We start from the raw sequence: 24,488 nt of genomic DNA, 5'->3' as shown, positions 1-24,488 counted from the left end.
CCGGCCGGGCGGCAGGCGGCATCCATCACGTATTTTCGTAATACCCCGAATATGTCTCCATCAGCGATTTCAGTCCCATCATATTATGCACCACCGGCGGATTACACATCAATTCCCTGGCCGACAGTGTGGACCCGTCGCGTTTCAGGGCCTCCATCACCCCGATCATTCCCTGGGCCGCAGCCAGCATCGTGGAAATCGGGAAAAGACCGATCCTGTAATTCAGGGACTTTATCGTTTCAATGGGAACGCCTCCGCAGAATCCCTTTTCATTGAGGTTTACCAGCAGTTTTGCCTTCGCCTCCCGGGACACCTGTTCCAACTCCTCCATGGACTTGATTCCATCCACATATACGTAATCCGCGCCGCAGTCCGCCGCCGCATTGATGCGTTTCACCGCCTCCTCAATTCCCATTCCATAAAGATTTGCCACCGTACGGAAAATGATTACAAAGTCACCGGAAACGGCATCCCGGAGAGCCCTCAGTTTTGCCTCCATCTCATCCCAGGGTACAATCTCATTGGAGTCCGGCTTAAGGGACGGCAGGATTTTATCATCGATTTGAATGCCGCTGGCTCCCAGCTGCTCATACATTCTGCCCGTGTCGGCCGAGTGGATCGCATTGCCGAAACCGTTATCCGCATCCGCCAGCAGGGGAACGTTGACCGTTGCCACGATATGACGGATCGCCTCGCCGAATTCATTCAGGTTTAAAAATCCGATGTCGGGACGCCCCATCCGGCAGACCGCCAGGCCGCCGCCGGAAAGAAACAGCGCCCGGAACCCGGCCTCCTCCGCAATCTTTGCGCTGAGACAGTCGTAAACACCCGGAAGCGGAATAAACGCCTCCTCATCCAGCAGTTTTCTTAGTCTTTTCTTTTGGTCCATTTGCATAAAAATACCCCCTTTAATCTATATAAATATTGCATTATTTACAATTCAATGGTAACATTGTGGTGAATTATTTTCCAATATCTATACGATTATGCCAGTTATAACACTTTATGTTATAACATTCGGGAGGAGGAATTTCCCAATGATTGATCGAAGACAATGCAGCTATGTACTGACAATTGCAGAATGCCGCAGTTTTTCCAGGGCCGCGGAACAGCTCTATATCGCGCAGCCTTCTTTAAGCCGCTACATCAAAAATCTGGAAGCCGAGCTGGAAGTACGCCTATTTGACCGCGAAAAAATCCCACTGGAGCTGACTCCGGCAGGAGAATCCTTTATCCGCTATATCAGAAAATTCCAGGCTCTGGAAAATGAGATGAAAAAAGAGCTGTCTGCCTTTGGTTACAGTTCCCCCAACGAACTGCGCATCGGCTCCCTGACCTTTCTTGCCTCCTATATCCTGCCTGTCGTCATCCCCGTCTTTGTGGAATCCTTTCCGCAGGCCGAGGTGAATATCAGGGAATACCGTTCGAATCAGTTAAAAAACTCCCTGCTTTCCCACGACGTGGATTTATTCATCACGAATCTTCCGCCCAGCCATCCCGAGCTTGACTTTTGCACCATCGCCAAAGACCGCGTTCTTCTGATTACACGCCGCACCCGCAGTCTGGAACAGAAATATGATTTGTCGGACAATTCTGCCCGGCATCCGTATGAAGCTGCATTGGAGGATTTGAAGGACTCCACCTTTGTTCTTCTGCGTCCCTGGCAGAACATGCACACCATTGCCAAAAACATCTTTGCCGAACAGCATTTTTTCCCGGAAAAAGTAATTGAAGCGCCCAGCATTACATCCGCAATCAGTCTCACCAGCCGGAAAGAGCACTTTACCTTTGTCTGCGAATCCGCCCTGCGGTACACCATCCCGGATATGCCGCTGGCCTATTTTAACGTTGGAAGTGAAAGTCCAATGGCCTCCATCACCATTGCATTCTGCAGGAGAAATGAAAATACGCTGATCCCGGAATTCTGCCGTTTTGCCCGGCAGATTTTCTGCGGGGACTGATAAAAGATATTGCATTTGCCGGTTCGGCCGGAAAAAGGCAGTTATACCATGTCTGAGATGATATAACTGCCTTATTGTATGTTTTCTATTCGTTCTATTCATTCCCGCGCTGCTTAATGAGGCTCCTCTTCCAGATTCCCGATTTAATATATAAATACCCGAACGGTACCGAGGAAAACGGCGCAATGGCGCAGGCGATGTAAATTCCTTCAAGGCCCCAAAGCTTCTCGAAGGAAACAGCCAGAATCACCCGGAAGATAATGCAGTTCGTGAAGCTGGACATCATCGCGAATGTGGAATGGCCCGCGCCGATCATCATCGCGTGATAAATCAGGAAGATCGCATAGAATACCTGACCGAAAATCTCAATCCGCATATTCAGCACCGCATTGGCGATGACCACCTGATCATCGGTGAAGATTCCAGCCAGCCAGGGCCCTCCGATTTCCACCAGGACGATTGTCGCGAGGCTCACCACCAGGGCCATCTTCATAGCTGTATACATAACCTCCTTCGCCCTGTCGTAGAGGCGGGCGCCCAGGTTCTGTGCAATTACGGAGACGGCTCCCGTAGACATGGCGCTGAGCAGAAGCTGGCACATATCTTTAATCTTGATCGCCACTCCGTTTCCGGCAGAGATGTCAGTTCCGTAGCGGTTAATCAGAAAGGTCACCACCAGCCAGGAGAACCCGGCTATCGTCATCTGCACTGCGCTGGGAATTCCGACCTTCAGCGTCTCCTTCAGCATCCCCATTCTGATTTTCAGGAAATCAAATGTAAAGCGGATCAGCTCTTTTTCCCTCACAATAGCCGCCAGACTGAGCACGGCGCTGAGTATCTGGGCGATCACCGTAGCAAGTGCCGCGCCTGCCACTCCCATGTTAAAGGACCCGACAAAAATCACATCCAGTACGGCATTCAGCACCGTCGTTGCAATGACAATCCGCATCGGTGTCCTGCTGTCGCCCACGGCGCGCAGCAGAGAGGAAAATGCATTGTATATGTAGACGAAAAACATTCCCGCGGAACAGATTCTCAGATAAACCAGCGCCTCGTCGTAGGCAGGCGCCTGGAGGAGCCTCAAGATTTCCCCGGACATGGCATACAGAATCAGAGAGAATGCAATGCCCAGTACGGCCGAGAGGGATACGAGCGTCCCGGTCGCCTCCTCCCTGCTCTTACTATCTTTACCTCCATAAAACTGCCCAATCAGCACGCTTCCGCCGGTGGTGATTCCGATGGCAATCTTCGTGATGATCACCAGTATCTGACTGGAATTGTTGATGGCGGAGATGGCCGAAGGCCCCGCAAAACGGCCAGCAATCACCATATCTACCATATTATAGAGGGCCTGCAGGAGGCTGGATGCAATTAACGGCAGCGTGAATGCCACAATCTGCCTCACAATGTTTCCCTGTGTAAAGTCCTGTTTCCTGTCTGTTTTCTCCGGCATGCTGCCCGATTTCTTCTCCGTCACTGCCACGTAACGCCTCTTTTCCCGGCTCCGGCCGTATCTTTACAGAGCCGCGTAAGAACCGGCCTGTATTTCTGGTAATTATTTTACTACACACGGGAGGCAACGGCAACCAAAAATCATCATGATTCCCCCTTTATGGCCTCACGTCCCTGCAAAATCCACATATCTTAAACTAAAGCCAGTATATTTTAGAGGTGTTACATGATTCCAAAACTGGAAGTTTCAGGCCTTTGTTATTCCTATCATTCGATGGATGGGGAAACTCAGGCTCTTTCTAATATATCGTTTACCGTAAACACCGGAGAGTTTATTGCCATTGTCGGACCGTCCGGCTGCGGCAAGTCCACTCTCCTGTCCCTTTTCAGCGGGCTCCTCAAACCGGATGAGGGAAAAATTCTCATAGACGGGACCCCACTCTCCGAGAGCAAGGTGAGGATCGGCTATATGCTTCAGAAGGATCACCTGTTTGAATGGCGCACGATTCTCTCCAATGCCTCTCTTGGATTGGAAATCCAGCACAAAATGGACGAACGCCATAAAAATAATCTTCAGGAACTGATGACTTCCTATGGACTCGGCAGTTTTGAAAACGCCCGGCCGTCCGAACTGTCGGGCGGAATGCGGCAGCGTGCCGCCCTCATACGGACCCTGGCCTTAGAGCCAGATATTCTTCTCCTCGATGAGCCTTTTTCTGCACTGGATTATCAGACACGCCTTTCCGTCTGCGATGATATCAGTACAATTATCAGGGGAAGAGGTAAGACAGCCATCCTGATCACCCATGATCTGTCGGAGGCCGTCAGTGTTGCCGACCGCATTGTCATTCTCTCAAAGCGGCCCGGCAGGATTAAAGGAATTCTCCCAACCCCGTTTTCCACTCCGGATTTAAGTCCTCTTGAACGGAGAAACGATCCGGAATTCTCAGGTTATTTCAATGAGGTCTGGAAGATTCTTCAAAATTAACAATTCTTTTCCCTATCAGGAGGTGTCTCATGGAATTACATGAAACCCTGGCCCAGCAGGAATTTATCGCAAGGCAGAAACGCCGCCGCAGATTTGTCTCAGTCTGCCGCATTCTGCTTCTTTTTATTTTATTGGCACTCTGGGAAGTCTGTGCCAGACTGGGTATTATCAACGACTTCATCTTCAGCTCTCCGTCCCGAATCGTACTCTGTTTTATCAGCATGGTGAAGGACGGCAGTATTTTTTTACACACCGGTGTCACGATTATGGAAACGCTGATTAGTTTCTTTCTCGTTGTCGCCATCGGACTGCTTGGGGCAATCCTCTTGTGGTCCAGCAAAAGCCTCTCCGACATTCTGGAGCCGTATCTCGTCATGCTCAACAGTCTGCCTAAGTCGGCCCTGGCCCCGATTCTCATCGTTTGGCTGGGAAATAACATTAAGACAATTATCGTTGCCGCCGTATCGGTGGCCGTATTCGGAGCCATTATGACGCTTCATAACGGTTTCAGCCACACGGATCCGGATCAGATCAAGCTGATTTACTCCCTGGGCGGAAAGCGGAAGGATGTCCTCACAAAAGTCCTGCTGCCCGGATCGGTTCCGCTGATTATCAGCAATATGAAGGTCAATGTGGGACTCTGCCTGGTGGGCGTTATTATCGGCGAATTCCTCGCCGCCAACAAAGGACTCGGATATCTGATTATCTATGGTTCCCAGGTCTTTAAGATGGATCTTGTTGTGATGAGCATTGTGATTCTCTGTATTACGTCGGCAGTGCTTTATCAGGGGATTACGTTACTGGAGAAGAAGATGAAATAGAATCATAAAAACAGGATGCCGCCTGCAGAGCACTCATTCCACTTCTGCAAACGGCATCCCGTTTTCTTTTCTGCAACACCTGATAGTCCAAAAATTCCAAATTACGCTTCTCCGTCCCCGCCGCCGTTCTTCACAGAATCCCCTGCCGGAACACCCATATTGTGATACAGTTCCTCGTAAAGCGCATTCACATCAATCGGCTTCGGTACAAAACCGTTCATGCCCGCCGCCATCGCCGTTTCCCGGTCCTCCCGGAAGGCGTTTGCAGTCATTGCAATGATCGGGACGGCTGCGGCATCCGGTCGTGACAGTGCGCGGATGGCGGCCGTAGCCTCCAGTCCGTTCATCTCCGGCATCTGGATATCCATAAGAATCGCCCTGATCTCTCCCCGGGCGCTTTGTTTAAACAATTCTAATGCCTCCCGCCCATTCTCAGCGCGGATGACAACCGCCCCCTGCATGCGGAGCAGTTCGATGGCGATTTCCGCGTTGAGATCATTGTCCTCCGCAAGGAGGATTTTTACACCGTCAAATCTGTTCTCTCTGCACTTTGTCTCCTGGACAGACTTTTTCTCCATCTGTCCCTTAGGAAGTGTTACGGTAAAATAGAACTCACTGCCTTTTCCCACTTCGCTTGTAAGGAAAAGCTCTCCGCCCATCAGATGGACGATATTCCTGCTTATGGCCAGGCCGAGTCCGGTTCCCTGGCTCTTTGAATAGTTGGAACCAAGCTGCTCAAAGCTCTCAAAAATGCGGCGCTGTTCGTCCTGAGCAATTCCGATTCCCGTATCGCTCACCAGAATTCTATATGAAACAACAGCCTCCGTGGAGGATTCCTCCGAAACCTGGAGAAGCACCCGGCCTCCGGCCCGGGTAAACTTAAATGCATTAGAAAGCAGATTGAGTATCACCTGCCTCAGGCGCAGTTCGTCCCCCACCACTACATCATGGTCGACACTTTCTTTAAGGCCAAACTCCAGCGACCGGTTCGCAGCATCCTGCTGCAGCATATTTTCAATATCACTCAGCATTTCATGCATTGAAAAGTTTTCGGCTGCAAGCGTCATCTTTCCGTTTTCAATACGGCTCATATCCAGAATATCATTGATCAGGCTCAGCAGATACTTGGACGATGTTTTAATCTTCTCCAGGTTCTTCGATACCTTTTCGGGCAGTCCTTCCGTCATTGCGGTCAGGTCGGTCAGCCCGACAATCGCATTCATCGGGGTCCTGATTTCATGGCTCATGCGGGACAGAAATTCACTTTTGGCCCGGTTGTCGGCCTCGGCCTTTTCAAGTTCTCCCCGCATGGCAGCGGCGTGCAGACGGGATCTGCTTATGATTATAACAACGATCAGAAGGAGGATAAGCCCCGTAGCCACAACCGTCACCGCCAGGGATGGATTGGCATAGACAATACTGGTAAGCGTCATATGTGATTCCCCAATGGAAACCATGTTGCGGCTGCCGATGGAGGCATAATCATCGCTGCTGATATTGTTGATTGCTTTATTAATGATTGAGAAAAGCTCCGGCTGTACAGGACTTTTCATTGCAAAGCTGGTTTCCCGGTGATCATTGATTAGATTTACCTGCATCAGATTGGTAAAATTATTTTTCTGTATAATGCTTTCCAGATGCGCGGACACACCGTAAAAGAAGTCCACCTTGCCGCGGTTGACATCCGAAAGCGCCTCTGCAATATCGGAATAGTAGATTTCCTCATCTACCGTGATATTGTCCGGCATGTCTTCCCCTTCCAGTACGGCTCCGACCAGTCCCTGTGCCGGATAACTGGATTCCTTATTCCTAACCAGGATAGAATTCAGCTCTACGAAGGGTGTTGTCAGCGCCAGATCCTGTCCCACGGCGTCTTCATCGGAACCAAGATAAAAACCAAGCAGTTCAGCCTCACCGCTCTGCATCTTTTCGAGCATCTGCGCATAGCTGTCACAATACACATAGGAAAACTCCAGACCGGAATACTCGGAAATTTTCTGAAGCAGATCCGGCACGTAGCCATTGTGGCCGTCCCCATTATTTAGGCAGAACAGAGGATGCCAGTCATTGGGAACCGCTACCGTCACAGGTCCCCGCTGTTTAATATATTCCTTCTCTCTTGTATTAAGCAGCGCATTCATGTTGGCAGCCGCAGGAAAATTGGTTTCGTATAATTTCCTTGCAAAGTTGGGATCCGCCTCGTAAATCTTCTCCAGCGCCATATTAAGGCCGTCAAGCACCTCCTCAGCATCCGGCTGTGTCACTATATAGTGAGGCTGCGAATCAAATGTGGCCGCGACATAAAAGATATCTCCCGAGTCCGCGCTGTTGCCCAGAAGCAAATCCACCTCGCCGTTTTCCAGATAGTAGTTCAGGCCCATGTGTTCTCTCAACTGGTCATTATTATAATATTTAATCGTACAGTCGATGTTATTAAGCTCCAGATATATCTTGAGACGCCTTATATTCTCGGCCGCCCTTTCAAATACACCGATTGTTTTTCCGTTAAACGAGTTCAGATCAAAGCTCTTAATACTGTCATCGTCTCTTCTGGCCAGAAGGATCAGTTTCGTATAGCCGCAGTTATATTCGGGATAGGCACATAATTCCTCCAGACCTTCCAGATAATACTGACCGCCCATGAGGTCAAATTCCCCGTCCTGAAAACGTTTCAGTATTTCTTCATTCTTCACATCAATGTATTCATATTTCCATCCTGTGTATTTGGCAATTTCATCGAGGACATCAACCACCAGCCCGTATCTTTGTCCATCCTCCGAAATCATGGTATAACCTTCCGTTGTGGGAAATGCGACGCGAAGTACCTTCGACTCCGGCGCTTCATCGGCCGCGCATGGAAATGACACTGCCAGCATAAGCAGCGTCACAAGTAAAACCATAATACATTTTTTTATCTTACGGCCGTGTATTTGCCTCATATAAACTCCTTCACCGGTACCGGATGGGATAATCCGCCGCCGTTAATAAAACCGTTCCGGTTCTTTTCCCGCCGGCTTCGCCTGTTCCAACTGAACACGGTCAGCGGACATTGACTTCTGATGGATATGGTCCGGGTTCCCCGAACGCCTAAAACCCGTCCAGTTGTTCCAGTTCCATTCTCATATGCTCCACTTTCCGGTATTCCTCACAAACAGTCTGATAAAATATTTTATAATCCTCTCTGGGTTCTCCGGCACGCAGAGGCTCCACCATGGCGGAAATCACCTCATAAATGGACTGTAATCCCAAATTTCCCGCCAGTCCCTTTATCGTATGCGCCGCCTCAAAGGCGGCGGCCAGATCTTCCTTGTCCAAAGCGGCTCCCAGGCCGTCCAGGTTCTGATCCTGAGGCAGTCTTTTCAGTATCTTCAGATAAAATTTCTCATTTCCCATGAAACGCGCCATTGTCCTGTCATAATCCACACCATAAGCTCCAAGTATTTCTCTGAAACTCTGCATCGGTTTAACCTTCCTCTCTGAAAATAAGATGGTAAAGCGTCTGATACAGCCGGTCCGAATCAATCGGCTTCGCCAGGTGGGCATCCATACCGGCCGCCTTGCTCTTTTCTATATCGTCATCGAACGCGTTGGCCGTCATTGCAACAATCGGAATTGTTGAGGCGTCCGTATTGCTTAGGTGCCTGATACTCGTCGTCGCCGTCAGACCGTCCATGAGCGGCATCCTGATATCCATCAGAATCGCATCATAATATCCGGTAGACGATTTACTGAACAGTTCCAGCGCCCTGAGTCCGTTTTCCGCCGTATCCACGGTAAATCCCTTGCTCTCAAGCAGCATCACGGCAACCTCGGTGTTAATGGCATTATCTTCCGCCAGCAGCAGACGTCTTCCGGAAAAATCGTAGGCGGCCGCGTCCATCTGCGGCTTTCTCTCTTCCTTCTCTCCAAGCGCTTTGGAAAAAGCCGAAACCAGAGCGGATTTAAACATCGGTTTGCTCATCAGAAGGTTAACTCCGGCCAGTTTTGCTTCATGCTCTATGGAAATCCAGTCATAGGCGGTCATAATAATAATCGTAACCTCCGGCCCTACGATAGCCCTGATATGTCTGGCAGTCTCGATTCCGTCCATTCCCGGCATTTTCCAGTCTATCAGAATCATATCAAAGTATTTGCCCTCATCCCAGAGGCCCTGCACCCGCTCGACGGCTTTGCGGCCGCTGTCCACCCATTCTGCGGTGACTCCCATCTCACGCAGAGTGACAACCGCGCTCTCGCATACTACCACATCGTCATCTACGACCAGTGTTTTCAGGTGGGAAAAATTGTAATTCTGCTTTTTCTGACAATGGAGCAGCTTCTCTTCTTCGGTAATTCCAAGCTTTACGTCCACCGTAAATTCCGTTCCGATTCCTTTGATGGAACGCACCGTAATTTTACCGTCCATCAGGTCCACAATACTCTTCGAGATTGCAAGTCCCAGCCCGGTGCCCCCGTACAGGGCCGTGGTGCCAATGGATTCCTGGGAAAACGGTTCGAAAATGCGTGGGAGGAATTCCTCACTCATGCCCACACCCGTATCATTTACAATAAACCGCAGGGCAGCGGTATTTTTCGTTCTTTGGCGCTGTGATGCCGAGAAGGTGACTTTTCCTCCCTCACCGGTAAATTTGATGGCATTGCTCAGGATATTCAAAAGCACCTGCTGCAGCTTCATCGCATCACCGACATAATAGTCATCCAGCACAGGATCCACGATACACTCATACTCCACTCCCTTTGCGGATGCCTGGGAATAGCAGATGGAATTAAGCCCCACGATGAACTCTTCCGTGGGAATCTTTTCATTCTTTAAGAGCATTTTACCGCTTTCGATCCGGCTCATATCCAGAATATCATTGATTAACGACAGAAGGAACCTTGATGAAATTCCTATCTTTGAGATACAGTCGGCAATCTGTTCATCATCGCCGACAGCCTGGGCGGCAATGGTACTCATACCGATGATTGCATTCATCGGCGTCCTGATCTCATGGCTCATCCTGGAAAGGAAATCCGATTTTGCGGCGTTCGCCTGCTCGGCAGCCACCAGGGCGGCGGCCAGCTCTTCCTTCTGGCGCTGCTCCTTCTGCACCACATCGGTCACATCGCTGCGCGCCACACAGACCCTGCCGAGTTCCTTCTCGATATAGAAGACCTGGAAACGTTTTACTCTCTTCTTTCCCTCCTCGTCCATCATCTCAATGACAAATGAGTATACAGGCTCCTCAGACAGTCTCTTTTCCATATAATCAAAATCCATCTTTTCCAGATATTCGCGTCTCGTCGCATCATCCATAAAACGGTCTGCAAGCAGTCTGGCCTCGGCCCGGAACTCCCCCTCCGCTGCTCCTGCCTTCTGGCTGCTCTCGTCAAAAGAGATGAGACGGTGGGTATCACGCCGGATGTTGACCTCCGTAAGGAGTTCATAATCAAGCCGGGTAATCTTTTTAAGCAGTTCCTCCTGAATCTTGTGGGCCGTGTTATCCGTTGTATAGAAAAAGGCAATGACATCGTCTTTCTCCGGCTCCCGGTATAAACGAAAGTTTGTACTGCTCCAGAACACGCCTTCGTCACCGCGTCTTCTCAGAAATTCAAAATGGTGATCCGTCTTTCCCGATGCATACTCCGCCAGCACCTTTTCACGTGCCAGTGAGCTGCGGATGAGCTCTCCGTATGCCGGATCCACCGCGGCCTCAGACAGATGTTCCACCAGTTCATCATAAGTGCTTCCCACATCGGCAACCGCCATCTGAGGCGTGCAAATGTAACTCTCCATTTGATTGAGGGTGACATTGAGGCGGCCCTGGGCGCTTCCCTCCTCGGAAGAAAGTTCCACAAAATAGGCCAGCTCCTGCTCGTAAAGTTCATCATTTCTCTCCTGCAGGCATCTTTCATCCGTAATATCGAGAAGTACACTGAAAAGCTGTCCCTCATCCTTCTCCTGGAAAAGCTGGGCTTTAAGCGAAAACCACTTAACTGCCCCGTCCTTGCAGATGACACGGCTCTCGCTTCGGACCGTGTTGCCGTACTGCAATTGCATCCTGATTTTCTGCAGCATAAGCGGCATGTCGTCGGGATGAATGACGGCCGACATCTTATTACCCAAAGCGGTAAATTCTTCCCTGGTGTAGCCAAGGAATTCAAACAGGCCGTTGTTGGCGTCAATCACGGAAAGCTCCTCGTCATAACGGCACCGGAAAACGGCTCCCGGGATATTATTATAGAGATGGACCAGCTCATCCCTCATCTTTTTCTCTTCCGTGATATCAATGCAGACTGAGACAATTGCGGAACGTCCGTCCTCCGCCATAAGCCTCCTGCCTGTATCATGGACCCATATGTACGTGCCGTCTTTCTTGCGCATCCTGTATTCTACGATATATTCATCGCCCTCCAGGAGCTGTGCATTCACGGTCTCATCCACCGATTTCCTATCATCGGGATGCATACAGTTGGAAATCTTGCCCTCTATATCACTGACAAATTCCGTCTTATTCTCATATCCCAAATAATCCAGCATCTGCCGGTTGATAAAATAGAACGGAAATCCGTCTTCGACATATCCTCCCATCATACCGCCGGCTACGGAATCGTTTAAAAGTTCCTGCCTCTGTCTGCTGATGTGTTCCATCACAAGTGACAGGGGATAATGCTCCCCGCCTCTCTGGCTGCTGCCGGGTTCCGCCACATGGAAACTTTTAATCTTCCAGTTCCCGTCTTCCAAAGCAAGCGTAAAGAACGTACGCAGATGCCAGATATACTGCCTGTTTTTCAGCGTCATTTCCATAGAGAGATGGGTCACTTCCGCCGTAATGCTCTGTTCATGGATCACTCTCATATCACAGGAGAACGGTTCCGTAATCTCACTGATATCCTGGTTTATATAGGCGGTCATCTCCGCCTTGCCGCAGGCAAATTCATCCTCTCCGGTGCCCACAAAGTCAATATCATCAGAGAGAACACCGACTGCCGTTTCCCTGTCACGCTGTTCGAACCAGGCCCGGCAGAATGCCTGGGCCGTATCTTTCGCTGTCGTATAATACTTCATTTATTTTATTCCTTCCACAGGTAACATCCACCTTTACAATTCGCTTTTGCACGGTACAATGCCAAATCCACCCGTTTTATTACATCCTCAAGCGGCTCCTCCACGTTCCAGATTACGATTCCCACGGAAGCTGTCACCGTAATTTTCTCTGCAAAACGTTTTTCGGCAAGCGCCCGGCAGATTTCCCTTCCCTTTTTCATCGCGGCATCATCCGATTTCATCTGTTTCATGATAGCCACAAATTCATCGCCCCCATATCTGGCCAGAATATCGGTTTTTCTGGTATGGGCCCGGAGAAGCTCCCCGAACTCCTGGATCAGGCGGTCGCCTTCCATATGACCGAGCGTGTCGTTAACCTCCTTCAAATTGTCGAGGTCAAAGAGATAGAATGCAAATGGGGCATCCTCCTTCTGAAGAGAAGCGGTGGCCGCCTCCCATCCCCGGCGGTTCAGGACATTGGTCATGGGGTCGCGGTACGCCTCCTCCTTCAAATCCTGCTCCCGCTTCGGGAATGTGGCCAGCCTGATAACATGATTGATTCTCTTTCTAAGACTTTCGGGTGCATGGGGTTTGACCGCATAATCGTCGGCTCCCATTGCTATCGCCTGTTTTTCCGTCTGCATATCCGGCGGACCGGTGACAATGACCGGAATGTTCCATACCGATTTATCCCTTTTGACGGAGTGAAGCACTGACATACCGCCTGCTCCGGTCAGAGAAACGCTCAAAAGAACCGCATCCAGGCAATCCGCATATCCGGCAATGAGTTCCAGTGCGGAAGCATCATCCACAGCCTCCAGAACTTCATAATATTCCGAAAAATTATCGACGATCTGTCTTCTGTATTCCGCGTCTTCATCGGCTGCTAAGAGTACCTGCTTCCTGTGCCCGGCCTGCCTCTCCATTTTCTGCAGTTCCCCGCGGTCATTTCCCCGTTTTTCTTCTATTTCCACGGTTTCCTGTTTCTTCAGCAGTTCTTCAAATTCCGTGCCCGGCATCGGCTTTGCAAAGTAATAACCCTGCACATAGTCACAGCCCGTTTCCAGCAGGCGGTTTAACTGTTCCTTGGTCTCTACTCCCTCGGCTACAACGCCCAGGTGCATCCAGCGGGCCAGCTCCATGATGAATTGAAGCACTCCCTGGCTGATCGGTTTTGCCGTCTCACTCTGAATGAATTTCATATCCAGCTTCAGGATATCGATCGGCATCTGGTTCAGCATATTCAGTGAGGAATATCCGCTGCCGAAATCGTCCATCTCGATGATAAATCCCAGTTTTCGCAGACGGCCGACCGTTTCAATAATCTGGCCCGGGTTTTCCGTATAGGCGCTCTCCGTAATCTCCAGATGGAGGCGTGAGGGCGGCAGACCATATTTATGTACAATCTTGCTCAGTGTGTCCGCTATATCTGCATTATAAATATCGGCACGTGAGACATTGACGGAAACCGGTATCTGCGGATAACCTTTCCTGTCCCACTCCTTCAGATAAGAACACGTCTTATCCCAGACAAACTGATCGAGTTTTGTGATAAATCCGTTTTTCTCGAAAAGCGGGATAAACTCGGCCGGAGACTGAAATCCCCACTCGGGATGTTTCCAGCGTATCAGCGCTTCGGCACCGGCCAGCCTTTCATCCCGGATTCTGTATTTGGGCTGCAGGTAAATCAGGAACTGTTCCTCTTTCAGGGCGGATTCCATGCTGTCGATGATAGCCTGCTGCCGCAGCAGTTCATCACGGAGCTTGTCGTCATAAGCGGCAAAATACTTTCTGTACTGTCCTTTGATGCTGCGCGCCGCAAGAAGGGCGCGGTCAGACATCTGTTCTATCGAAATGCTGCGGTTTTCAATGGAAAAAATCCCCCATTTCATCACAACATTTTTTGCATTGGGGAGGGCATTGATCACTTCATTGGCACGGATAAACATATCATCTTCATATTTATCCCTGTGTTCCAGCAGGCAGGCAAACTGGTCCGCACTCAGACGGCCGCAGGTCCCACCGTCACCCGTGAGCTGCCGGTACAAATCCGCCACTCCGCACAGGAGCTGGTCGCCGGCGGCCACACCGAAAACGTCGTTAATCAGCTTAAAATTTTCAATATCCGAGCATAGGATATCGTACTTCTGCCCCGGATTCTGGTTGAGAATTTCCCTCACCCGCTGATAAAAAAATTCCTTGCTGTAAAGGCCGGTCAGCCGGTCATACTGGAACTGATTGATCATCGCCGCCGTTTCCCGGAGGTGGATGATGCTGGCCACTCTGTGCCGGATAATCTGGGGTTTGTATGGTTTCGCCACAAAATCGGTCGCACCGTGGGACAGGGCCGCAACCTCGTCGGCCTCACTGTCGCTCTGCGTTGTTACGATGACAGGGATAGATGCAAGAGCCGGATCTGCTTTTGCAATAGAAAGGAACGTATATCCATCCATGATCGGCATGGTAATATCAAGCAGGATCAGTGAAACATCGTCCCTGTGCTCCTCCAGCACAGCGAGCGCAGCCTGTCCGTTCTCCGCTTCCAGAACTCTGTATTCCGAGGACAGCATTTCACTTAGCATCATACGGTTTATTTCATTATCTTCCACAACCAGAATTACTTTTTTTGAAAGCATCTTCCTGTCTCCTTTTCTTTCCCCGCCATTCTGAAAAAATATTGTTACGGCTTGCGCCAGAATGTTTTATTTACATTTTACCACAACAAAAGAAACCTATATACAATTTTTTTACTATGTCCACATAGGCACCAATGTTAGTGTAGCACAGAAAGGCCGAAGTTTCAATTATTTCCGGGCTTTTAAGGGATTTACCGAGGTCAAAAAGTTCCTGTTCACCGACAGTATTCCGTGAGGTGTTTTTTGTGAGTGGAGCGTAGCGAAAGCCACAGACAGCGGGCCCCCTTGGGTTAAACCCGAGGGTTGCGGCGCGAAACGACGTATTTTACCGTTTCTGCCGCAGAAAAAAAGAAAGTCTGAACCTTGAAGCGGAAATATCACTTCATAGTTCAGACTTTACCAATATTTCATTTGTTTAGTTTGCGGCAGCTCTTTTGTCTGCCATAACCTTTTTAATGAGAGGGAAGCAGAATGAGATCAGGCTGGCAATCAGCAGCACCAGACAGATTGGCCTGGTCAAAAATGATTCCACCGCCGCCATACCTGTACCGGTCTTAATAAGCGTACGCACAAGACCGCGCTCTGCAATCGGTCCAAGAATATATCCCAGAACCACTGCCGAAAGGTCGATCTTCATCCATTTCAGGAAGTAACCTAAAATTCCGCAGAAAAGCATTATGTAAACCTGAGAGTATGTATTATTACAGGAGAAGGCTCCTAAAACAGTCAGTACAAGGATGCCGCTTGTGAGATAATTCTGTGGAATCCGGTTGACCTTGGCAAACTGCTTGGCAAAGGTAACACCAATAATCACCATCAGGAAAGCAGCCGTCAGAATTCCGAAAATAAATGGATAGGTGATATGCGCCTTGGTTGTAAAAAGATCATTCCCCGGCGTCATTCCGTGAAGCATCAGCGCACCCATCAATACGGCCGAAACGGCATTCCCCGGTATTCCGAGCGTCATCATCGGTATCAGGGAACCGCCGATGACTCCGTTGTTGGCGCTCTCCGGCCCGGCAATTCCTTCCCGGTGCCCCGTGCCGAAAAGCTCGGGAGTCTTTGAAATACGCTTTGCTTCGTTATATCCCATAAAGGCTGCGATACTGCCTCCTGCCGCCGGAATCATGCCGATAATGACGCCTACGATTCCGCACCAGAGATAGGTGAGCGGATAATAACACAAATCCTTCAGTTTCAAACGGTATTTATTGACCATCGAAAGGGAACTGTCCACATTCACGGTCCCGCTCCTGTCCGCCACCATGGATAAAACCTGGGAAATCGAATACAGGCCGACCAGGGTCGGAACCGTCGGAAGTCCGGTAATCAGTTCCATCTGGCCAAACGAAAATCGTGCGAATCCAAACTGCGGATCCATTCCGAAACAGCCGAGCAGAAGGCCGATACATCCGCCAATCAGGCCTTTCATCAGGTTCTTGGAAAGGGAGGCGATAATCGTCAGTCCGAAAATCGCCAGACACACATTCTCCTGCGTGCTGAACCTCAATGAAAATTCAGCCAGGGAGGGAGCAATGGTAAGAAGAGCAATCACACCGATTACCGTCCCCCAGAATGAGGCGGTCGCCGATTCGATTAACGCCTCCGTCGCATGCCCTTTCAGCGCCATTGGATGTCCGTCCCATCCGGTTGCCGCCGCACTGGGCGTACCCGGTGTATTGACCAGTACGGCTGAAATTGAACCGCCGTAAGTTGCGCCGACGTAAACACCGGCCAGTAAGATAAGCCCCGTTGCCGGCTCCATTCCATAAGAGACCGGAATTAATACGGCGATACCGATTGTGGCAGACAGCCCCGGCATCGCCCCAAAGGCAATGCCAAGGATTGTTCCGGCCAGCACGGCCAGCAGATTCACCGGGGAAAGTGCGGTTATAAGACCCAGCATCATATTTTCCATTGTATATCTCCTCTCTAAATCAAAAGGCCGGCCGGAAGCGGTATGCTGAGAAACATTTTAAATGCAATAAATACGACGATATCAACGCCCAATGCAACCGCAATATAAAGCCATTTTTGCTGTTTGTCTGTGTGCCAGTAGGAATAGGCCGCAACAAAGACAAACGTCATTGTGAAGTAACCGATAATACTTGCAAGAAAAATGTAAGCGAATGCCGCAGCCACGGTAATTACGACGGAACGAAACTGTTCTTTTGTAAGCGCTGCGGAAACATCCAAGGCGATTTCTTTCTTTTCCTTATAAACTGTGATTCCAAGCTGGACAGCCGTGAGCACGAATCCTATCCCGCAGACAAAATAGGGATACATCCGGACTTTTTCGTTATGGCCGCCGTTTAAGATAAAGAATGCGGCAAACAAGGCCAAAATAAACAGAAGGCCGATTTTTTCTTTTTTGTACAAGGCAGTCTTCCTCCCCTCTCCCAATAAACATGTAACTCCATATGTTCATTATTCCATACCGGCAAGAATTTCTTTATACGTTGTCATTACTTCTCCTGCAAGTACGTCAAAATCCTCATGGTTATAATATTTGATTGGAAATCCCATATCCTTTGCCTCGGCCAGGAACTCTTCATCGGCGCAGACCTTGCCTATCACATCCGACCAATAGGCAATCACTTCCGGAGCCGTACCGGCTTTCATGACATAGCCGCGGTTTGTGGTAAATGTGACATTATATCCTTTTTCCATAAGAGTCGGCATATCCGGAAGTTCCTCGAAACGCTCCGTTCCGGCAGTACAGAGAATAATCACCTGATCATTCTGCATCATCGGCAGCGCTTCGGAGTAAGAAACGGAAATTGCATTGATATGTCCTCCGAGTAAATCCGTTTTCGCATCCGCACCGCCGTCGTAAGCTACAATGTTCAGGTCAATATCTGCCTCTTTATTGAGCAGGTAAGGAGTAAAGTAGGCGTCGTTCATAGTTCCTGAACAGCCGATTGTGATATTTCCCGGGTGCTCTTTTGCATAAGCGATAAACTCTTCCAGAGTTTCATAAAGACCGTTATTTTTCGGCACTGCGATGACACGCTGATCCTGCATAATCAGGGCTACCCGTGTAAAATCTTCCATATAGTCGTAACTCAGGACTTTATCCGGAGTGGAAACGTAACTGGTAGAAGGATTCATCGCGCACATATAGGTGCCGTCGGCCTTATATTTCAGCATCTCCGCCGGTCCGATTGTGCCGCTTCCTCCCGCTACGTTATTGATGACAATATCGGCCGTCGTATACTTGGCTGCATACTTTGCCAGAAGACGCGCACCCAGGTCCACCGCTCCGCCGGCCGCATAAGGTACAATCATGGTAAGAGTTTTAGGAGGAGTATATTCGGTCTGCTCCATAGTTTTAGAAGCGGCCGGTTCCGAAGTATTCCGGCTGGTGCCGCATGCGGTTAAACTGACAGTCATAGCAAAGGTCAACACGAGTGCAATCATCTTCTTCATAATATTTTTCTCCTTTATGCATTATAAACATCGTCAATCATCTCAAACTCTTTATTGATCAGTGCCTTTTCCACCCAGGCGCGGTTTATCGTACCATTTTTAGTGGATTCCAGCTTAGAGGAATCACTTATCATATACTTTTTCGCCTCTTCCAAAATCTCAGGACCGTCCTGACGGGGAATCACAATAACGCCGTCCGGGTCCGCCAGAATAATATCACCGGGATTCACGCTGATCTCCCCACAACTGATTGGAACATTGTTTTCTCCCGGTCCTTCCTTGTAAGGCCCTCCCGGTGTTGTTCCGGTAGCATATACCGGGAAATCCCATTTTCCGATTTCATCAATATCTCGAATCGGACCGTCCAGAACAATTCCTGCTACTTTTTTTGTAAACATCAGGTACGCCATCATAATCTCGCCCATAAGGGCGCGTGTCGTGTCACCCTCATTTGAAACTACCAGAAAATCTCCCTCTTTACAGTAATTGAGTGCTGCATGAAGTGCCAGATTATCCCCCGCTCTCAGCTTTACCGTGTAAGCCGGGCCGGCTGCAATCTGCTCTTTTGGACTGCTCACAAGATGAATTCTCGGATTCATTGCACAGTTACGTCCCATAACATCTCCCACATTAGAAGCGGGAATGTGTTTAAATTCCTCAATCAGGCGTGCATCCGGCATCTTTCTCTGTAAATAAATACGTTTTCCAACAGACATACTAAATCTCCTCCTTATTTTCTCAGATTACATCTCACACTCAAATGGGACCTTATATTTTCCGCTTATTTCTTTCAGTTCCTTCAGTACGGCATCGGGAATACTGATTCCATTTTCTTCGGCAGCTGCCGCTTTGCGAATTTCGATTTCCCCGGGTACAAAAATCTCTTTACAGCCTGCTGCACGGGGAGAACTTTTTATTGAGTCAAGTAAATCATCCACCCGGTATTTAAACTGTTCAATGTCCATAATACCTCCCACATTGAAAGCTCCTAAGAAAAATCCCGAATCCTGTTTTTTACCGCTGAAATCATAAAACGACCCCATTGTCTTTCCATTACAGGCTCCGCTGAGGCAACTGCACATAATCTCAATAATGAGTCCAATTCCATAACCCTTGGCGCCTCCGAACGGAAGCATACAATTGGCTTTATGCGGGTCTGTTGCAGGGCGGCCCTCCGCATCGATTGCCCAGCCTTCCGGTATGGCTCGTCCCTCCTTTGCCGCCAGGGTAACTTTTCCTCTGGCTACAATGCTGGTAGCCATATCCAAAGTCATTGTCGGATGCCGGCCGGCCGGAATTGATACGGCAAGCGGATTGGTCCCAAGTACCGGCTCAATTCCGCCAATTGCGGCAAGGGCTGCCGGGCCGTTCGCCATTGCAATCCCTATCATATTATTCCGTGCCGCATAATCGGTAAAGAACTCTGCCATGCCAAAGTGATTCCCACCACGGACAGCCGCAAAACAGGCGCCGCTCTTTCCTGCATGTTCCACACACATTTTCATGGCGGTCATAGCAGACGGAACCCCCAATGCATTATTACCATCAATCAGCAGCATAGAAGAAGTATCCCTCAGGACAACCGGTTCTGCCCCTGCATCAACCAATCCCGTTTCCAGACGGTAAGCATAGGTTTTCAAACGGGTCAATCCATGGGAAGAAATTCCCCGGCTGTCTGCATCTACCAGACTTTCCGCAAATAAATCACTTTTCTCCGGAGAAAGGCCTGCCCTCTGCATAATATTGCTTGTATATTTTTTAAGTTTATGTATACTATACATTTTCATCGTACCTTTCATTGAATTGTAAGTCTCAATAAACGAGCCTTTTTTAACCATTTATTAGTCAAATATTCTCAAAAAGTTCAATGCGCGTATTGATTTTTTGTATATATTCATAGTATCATGGATATTGAACAAATAAAATCAGTTTTTATTTGAAAACTTAACAAGTAAATGCTTGTTATCTATTATACAATGATAAATGGAGCTTTCGTATCGGAACTTACTATGGAAGGAATTTTAATATGCATAATCGTCGGTTAGAATGCTTTTTAGTGACAGCAGAAGAAATGAATTTTTCCAGGGCGGCACAACGTTTATATATCAGCCAGCAGGCCTTAAGCGACAGCATCCAGAAGCTGGAGCAGGAATACGGGATTAGCCTGTTTGAACGTAAACCGCGGCTTCGTTTAACTGTAGCAGGCGAACATATGCTGTTTTATGCAAAACAGGTTTCAGATGCGGAAAGGGACCTGGAAAATATTTTAGCAGACATTTCAAATAAAACGGTTGGACAAATTGTCCTTGGTATATCGCAGCTTCGCGCCCGTGTCCTGATTCCAGGCATTATGCGGACATACCATGCACTTTACCCCAATGTCCGCTTCATTTTGAAAAATGCAAACAGTATCCAAATGACCAGTTTTTTACTGAATCGAGATATTGATATCTATATTGGAATCGGTTATTCTACAACGCCTTCCGTTGTCTATGAGGAACTTGCAAAGGAACGCCAGATCTGCATTTTTAATAAAGAAATTGCCGGGACATATCTGTCTTCAGAGCAAATACAATACCTGGAGGAATGCCGGACGCATGGAATATCCCTTCAGGAATTTGCCGGGATGGCGGAATTTCCCTATGTACTTCCTTCTGCGGAAAACCGGATACGGAAAAACATCGATCATTTCTTTTATGAAAATAAGATTCATCCAAATGTTTTATTTGAAAGCAATAGTAATAATCTAATCGCTTTACTCAGCCGGCAGGGAGAGGCTGTCGGCATCATCTCCGAAATCGGTGTGCCGGACACTTTGAAGAATGATACCGATTTGTTCTGCCTGCCGATTACAAACGAGGTATTAAATTCTTCCACCGGATTCGCTTATCTGCGTGAAAGGAAGCTCCCGCAGTTCGAGAGGGACTTTCTCAGCATAGCCAGGCGGGAAATCTGCGCAAGGTATAATTTATAGTATTTCCATCGGCGATTTGTACAAAAAGTGATAGTCATGAGTTGAAAACCTTTCCCTCATGACTATCACTTTTTATATGTGAAAACGTTTCTCTATCGTCTTCTTTTATTTGTTTAAACGCCCATCAGTTTCTGCTCCACCAGTTATTCCAGGGATTATTTCCGCTCGGCGTGCTCTCCTGTGTGGGTTTCTGGGTCGGTCTCTGCCAGGAGGGCGTGCTCTCCGTCGGCTTTTGTGTCGGCTTCTGCCAGGACGGTGTACTCTCCTGCGTCGGTTTCTGTGTTGGTTTTTGCCAGGACGGCGTACTTTCCTGCGTCGGCCTGCTCTCCCAGGACGGCGTGCTCTCCGTTGGGCGTGTCGCCTGGGTTGGCCATACATCCCAGGATGGTTTGCTGCCCTGGGTCGGCCACACATCCCAGGACGGTTTACTCTCCTGGGTCGGACGTGTCGCCTGCGTCGGCCATACGTCCCAGGACGGCCGGCTCTCCCGGCCCGCCGTGGATTCCGCTGCGCCTCCCGACTCGTTCTGACCGTCATCCTCGCCGGTTCCCGGAGGCAGAATAATCGAACTCATGTCACCGTGCAGCGTGCATCTCGGCGGCAATGTGTACTGGGTATCATCCGTCGTTCCCTCGCCCAGGGGGACGACAAGAAATACGCCGGTGACAATCTCAGGGCAGAATTCGGTAGCGGACTGCCCGGATTCGGTACAGACTTCTGAAATCACATGCCGGTCACAGAGCACGGTCGGCTGCGTTCCCTCTGCAAAATACTCGGTATACACGGCATTTCCCCTCGGATCGTTTGTACAGACCCCGGGAATCGCCAGTTTTCCTGATTTGCGGCAGATCTGCACCTTCACGATGCCCTCCGGCACCGTAAAACCAGGATCCTGCAGTCCCTCATGGACGCGGTCCATGATCTTTTTCCATATATCTTTATGGTAGGAAGTTCCTCCGCTCACGGCCTGGTTTCCGTCGTTTCCGCTCCAGATTCCCGCCGTATACCAGGGTGTAAAACCGGTAAACCATAAATCTTTGCTGGCGGTCGTGGTTCCGCTTTTCCCGGCGCATGTCATATTAGACAGCCTGGATCTCCCGCCGGTGGGATTTACCGGGGAGGTTGCAAATTTCGGCCCGCCCGACATGGCCTCCCGCAACGCGTCCGTCAGCAGGAAGGCGGTCTGCGGTTTCAGGACCTCATGTCTCTCCGGTTCATTTTCAATCAGGACTTTTCCGTCATGATCCACAATTTTCGTAAAGAAAACGGGTTTTGTATACACGCCTCCCGCCGCGATGGCCGCATAGGCTCCCGTCAGCTCCAGATTCGACACGCCGGCCGTAATTCCGCCCAGAGCGGTGGACGCGTTGTAGTCTTTATCAGACATGGACGTTATCCCGAATTTTTCCGCATATTTTACTCCCAGTTCCGGGGAAATCGTTTCCATCATACAGCGGACGGCAACGATATTCATGGAATAGACAATTCCTTCCCTGATGTTGGAGTATCCCAGAAACCGGCTGTACCAGTTCCGGAATGATTTCTTCCCGACGGAGTAAGGCGCGTCATAATAGGTGGTCCCAAGCGTTGCTCCCATGCTGTCGAGCGCGGGTGCGAATGAAGAAATCACTTTAAACGTGGAGCCTGGCTGGCGGAGCGTATCCGACGCGCGGTTCAGTGTCCTGCTGGCCGTTTTCTCCCCGCGTCCGCCGTTTATGGCCTTCACTTCGCCGGTGCGCTGATCCATTAATACGAAGGAGACCTGCGGCTGGATCACCGCCTGCAGACGCTCCCCCGTTATCTCGTCTCCTTCTTTCACAACCGATGCCTTAAACCGATCCACATCGGCCTGCACTTCCTCCGCAGTGTTGTACAGTCCGGTATAGTTGTCCTTCAGTTCGTTTTTGTGATATGCCTTAATATCCTGATCCGAATAATTTTCCGCGCTGCCGTCCGCATGACGGACGGAAAGACGGTAATCGGCCGACAGAAATGCCGTTTTGTAATTTTCCGGATTATTAATTTCCTCATCTACGATTGCCTGAATCGAAGGATCCTGGGTCGTATAAATCGAAAGGCCGCCTCCATAGAGCATCTTGCGGGCAATGGCCTCCGAATATCCGAGCCTGTCCATCAAGGCCTCCGTCACCTGATCAATCACCTCATCGGTAAAATAGCTGTACGGCGTAGCCGATGCCCTGGCCGTTACATCCACATTCTGAATCCGCGCGTACACATCGTCCGCCAGCGCCTCCTCTTTTTCCTCCTGGCTGATCAGGCCCTGCTCCTCCATCTTACCGAGAATAATCTTACGGCGTTTCTCATTCTCCTCCGCGCCGGTAAGAGGATTCAGTTTGGACGGGTTCTTCGTAATTCCCGCTAAAACAGCGCACTCCGAAAGGGTCAGTTCCGACACATCCTTATCAAAATATCTTCTGGCAGCCACCTTGACGCCCAGGGTGTTGGAGCCCAGGTTGATGGTATTCAGGTAATTTGTCATGATGGTCTTCTTGTCCACCATCTTATTCAGCTTGACGGCCAGATACTGTTCCTGTATTTTCCGTTCCAGACGTTCCTCAAAGGTTGATTCCATGCCTCCCTGGAACACCGCATTTTTAATGAGCTGCTGGGTGATGGTGCTGCCTCCCCCGGCGGATGAATTGCCGGTAAGAACTCCTTTTACCGCTCTCATAATCGCCCGGATGTCGACTCCGCTGTTCTTCCAGAACCGCTCATCCTCAATGGCGATAAACGCATTGACGAGGTGATCGGGAAATTCCTCATAGGCAGCCTCCTCCCGGTTCGTCCCCTCCATCACCAGTTTTTCCACCTCATTTCCCGCGCTGTCGTAGATCATGGTGGCAAATCCCTCCGGACGGAGGCTCAGCGCCGTTATGTCGGGCGCCTTGTCGATAATGCGCTTCAGGAAATATCCTCCGGCCACGGATACCGTAATCAGACAGAGCAGGAATATGATGAGAATGGCTGTCCAGACTTTTTTCCTTCTTTTTTTCCGCTTGATTCGGGATGTATTTTCATCTGCAGATGCCCTTTTACGGCGAGGTTCAGAGGCGCGGCTTTTGGCTGCTCCCTGTGACGCAGGCTCCGGGGCCGCGCCGCTGGAAGCCCCGTTGTCCGGTTTTTCATTTTTAGGTTCCTGGTTTTTATATTTATCTGAACTTTGTTTTCTGTAATCCATC

Annotated in this window: 16 protein-coding genes; 4 read left to right on the top strand and 12 right to left on the bottom strand. The window is 49.6% G+C overall.

Features of this window, described 5'->3' with window-relative positions:
- Positions 1–25: 25 nt before the first annotated feature.
- Positions 26–895, bottom strand: coding sequence for an oxaloacetate decarboxylase (locus QZT18_RS05865; protein WP_294145503.1), 870 nt, complete (start codon positions 893–895; stop codon positions 26–28).
- 142 nt (positions 896–1,037) lie between these two features.
- Between QZT18_RS05865 and QZT18_RS05860 the strand changes: the two genes are divergently transcribed.
- A complete protein-coding gene (locus QZT18_RS05860) occupies positions 1,038–1,961 on the top strand; it encodes a LysR family transcriptional regulator (protein WP_294145501.1) in 924 nt (307 codons plus the stop codon).
- Between the two features lie 94 nt (positions 1,962–2,055).
- Here the strand turns inward: QZT18_RS05860 and QZT18_RS05855 are convergent, their stop codons facing one another.
- A complete protein-coding gene (locus QZT18_RS05855) occupies positions 2,056–3,444 on the bottom strand; it encodes an MATE family efflux transporter (RefSeq protein ID WP_294145499.1) in 1,389 nt (462 codons plus the stop codon).
- A 195-nt stretch (positions 3,445–3,639) separates the two neighbouring features.
- Here QZT18_RS05855 and QZT18_RS05850 point away from each other — a divergent pair, with 195 nt between their 5' ends.
- Both QZT18_RS05850 and QZT18_RS05845 read left to right on the top strand, forming a co-directional pair.
- Positions 3,640–4,401 (top strand): ABC transporter ATP-binding protein, encoded by a 762-nt coding sequence (locus QZT18_RS05850; RefSeq protein WP_294145498.1) that lies wholly within the window; start codon positions 3,640–3,642, stop codon positions 4,399–4,401.
- A 29-nt stretch (positions 4,402–4,430) separates the two neighbouring features.
- The gene (locus tag QZT18_RS05845) at positions 4,431–5,222 is read left to right on the top strand and encodes an ABC transporter permease (RefSeq protein WP_294145496.1); all 792 of its coding nucleotides are present in this window, start codon (positions 4,431–4,433) and stop codon (positions 5,220–5,222) included.
- Between the two features lie 101 nt (positions 5,223–5,323).
- On the opposite strand, the gene QZT18_RS05840 is transcribed toward QZT18_RS05845, so the two are convergent.
- The 9 genes from QZT18_RS05840 to QZT18_RS05800 all read right to left on the bottom strand — a co-directional run bounded on the left by QZT18_RS05840 (position 5,324) and on the right by QZT18_RS05800 (position 20,095).
- Positions 5,324–8,161: an ATP-binding protein gene (locus QZT18_RS05840; RefSeq protein WP_294145494.1), complete on the bottom strand. Its 2,838-nt coding sequence runs from the start codon at positions 8,159–8,161 to the stop codon at positions 5,324–5,326.
- Between the two features lie 148 nt (positions 8,162–8,309).
- Positions 8,310–8,681 (bottom strand): Hpt domain-containing protein, encoded by a 372-nt coding sequence (locus QZT18_RS05835; RefSeq protein WP_294145492.1) that lies wholly within the window; start codon positions 8,679–8,681, stop codon positions 8,310–8,312.
- 4 nt (positions 8,682–8,685) lie between these two features.
- Positions 8,686–12,270, bottom strand: a complete 3,585-nt coding sequence (locus QZT18_RS05830) for a response regulator (RefSeq protein ID WP_294145489.1) — start codon at positions 12,268–12,270, stop codon at positions 8,686–8,688.
- A gap of 5 nt (positions 12,271–12,275) precedes the next feature.
- Positions 12,276–14,885 carry an EAL domain-containing protein gene (locus tag QZT18_RS05825; protein WP_294145487.1) on the bottom strand — a complete coding sequence of 870 codons (2,610 nt, stop codon included), beginning with the start codon at positions 14,883–14,885 and terminating at the stop codon, positions 12,276–12,278.
- Positions 14,886–15,300: 415 nt separating this feature from the next.
- Positions 15,301–16,803, bottom strand: coding sequence for a tripartite tricarboxylate transporter permease (locus QZT18_RS05820; protein ID WP_294145485.1), 1,503 nt, complete (start codon positions 16,801–16,803; stop codon positions 15,301–15,303).
- Between the two features lie 14 nt (positions 16,804–16,817).
- Positions 16,818–17,264, bottom strand: coding sequence for a tripartite tricarboxylate transporter TctB family protein (locus QZT18_RS05815; RefSeq protein ID WP_294145483.1), 447 nt, complete (start codon positions 17,262–17,264; stop codon positions 16,818–16,820).
- Between the two features lie 48 nt (positions 17,265–17,312).
- The gene (locus QZT18_RS05810) at positions 17,313–18,314 is read right to left on the bottom strand and encodes a tripartite tricarboxylate transporter substrate binding protein (RefSeq protein WP_294145481.1); all 1,002 of its coding nucleotides are present in this window, start codon (positions 18,312–18,314) and stop codon (positions 17,313–17,315) included.
- Between the two features lie 14 nt (positions 18,315–18,328).
- Positions 18,329–19,030, bottom strand: a complete 702-nt coding sequence (locus QZT18_RS05805) for an RraA family protein (protein ID WP_294145479.1) — start codon at positions 19,028–19,030, stop codon at positions 18,329–18,331.
- A 27-nt stretch (positions 19,031–19,057) separates the two neighbouring features.
- Entirely contained in the window at positions 19,058–20,095 is a 1,038-nt protein-coding gene (locus QZT18_RS05800; RefSeq protein WP_294145477.1) for an Ldh family oxidoreductase, read from the bottom strand.
- Between the two features lie 245 nt (positions 20,096–20,340).
- Between QZT18_RS05800 and QZT18_RS05795 the strand changes: the two genes are divergently transcribed.
- On the top strand, positions 20,341–21,288 hold the full coding sequence (locus QZT18_RS05795) for a LysR family transcriptional regulator (protein WP_294145476.1): 948 nt from the start codon (positions 20,341–20,343) through the stop codon (positions 21,286–21,288).
- A gap of 124 nt (positions 21,289–21,412) precedes the next feature.
- On the opposite strand, the gene QZT18_RS05790 is transcribed toward QZT18_RS05795, so the two are convergent.
- A complete protein-coding gene (locus tag QZT18_RS05790) occupies positions 21,413–24,487 on the bottom strand; it encodes a transglycosylase domain-containing protein (protein ID WP_294145474.1) in 3,075 nt (1,024 codons plus the stop codon).
- Position 24,488 lies beyond the last annotated feature (1 nt).

It is taken from the genome of uncultured Clostridium sp., from assembly GCF_900547735.1.
In the GTDB taxonomy this organism is placed as follows: Bacteria; Bacillota; Clostridia; order Lachnospirales; family Lachnospiraceae; genus Otoolea.
This window is presented reverse-complemented; position numbering and strand designations above follow the sequence as displayed.

Coding starts and splice junctions, on each gene's coding strand:
- QZT18_RS05805 (WP_294145479.1), bottom strand. CDS start 19,030: ATGTCTGTTGGAAAACGTATTTATTTACAGAGAAAGATGCCGGATGCA.
- QZT18_RS05840 (WP_294145494.1), bottom strand. CDS start 8,161: ATGAGGCAAATACACGGCCGTAAGATAAAAAAATGTATTATGGTTTTA.
- QZT18_RS05800 (WP_294145477.1), bottom strand. CDS start 20,095: ATGTATAGTATACATAAACTTAAAAAATATACAAGCAATATTATGCAG.
- QZT18_RS05860 (WP_294145501.1), top strand. CDS start 1,038: ATGATTGATCGAAGACAATGCAGCTATGTACTGACAATTGCAGAATGC.
- QZT18_RS05830 (WP_294145489.1), bottom strand. CDS start 12,270: ATGAAGTATTATACGACAGCGAAAGATACGGCCCAGGCATTCTGCCGG.
- QZT18_RS05825 (WP_294145487.1), bottom strand. CDS start 14,885: ATGCTTTCAAAAAAAGTAATTCTGGTTGTGGAAGATAATGAAATAAAC.
- QZT18_RS05835 (WP_294145492.1), bottom strand. CDS start 8,681: ATGCAGAGTTTCAGAGAAATACTTGGAGCTTATGGTGTGGATTATGAC.
- QZT18_RS05820 (WP_294145485.1), bottom strand. CDS start 16,803: ATGGAAAATATGATGCTGGGTCTTATAACCGCACTTTCCCCGGTGAAT.
- QZT18_RS05795 (WP_294145476.1), top strand. CDS start 20,341: ATGCATAATCGTCGGTTAGAATGCTTTTTAGTGACAGCAGAAGAAATG.
- QZT18_RS05790 (WP_294145474.1), bottom strand. CDS start 24,487: ATGGATTACAGAAAACAAAGTTCAGATAAATATAAAAACCAGGAACCT.
- QZT18_RS05850 (WP_294145498.1), top strand. CDS start 3,640: ATGATTCCAAAACTGGAAGTTTCAGGCCTTTGTTATTCCTATCATTCG.
- QZT18_RS05865 (WP_294145503.1), bottom strand. CDS start 895: ATGCAAATGGACCAAAAGAAAAGACTAAGAAAACTGCTGGATGAGGAG.
- QZT18_RS05845 (WP_294145496.1), top strand. CDS start 4,431: ATGGAATTACATGAAACCCTGGCCCAGCAGGAATTTATCGCAAGGCAG.
- QZT18_RS05810 (WP_294145481.1), bottom strand. CDS start 18,314: ATGAAGAAGATGATTGCACTCGTGTTGACCTTTGCTATGACTGTCAGT.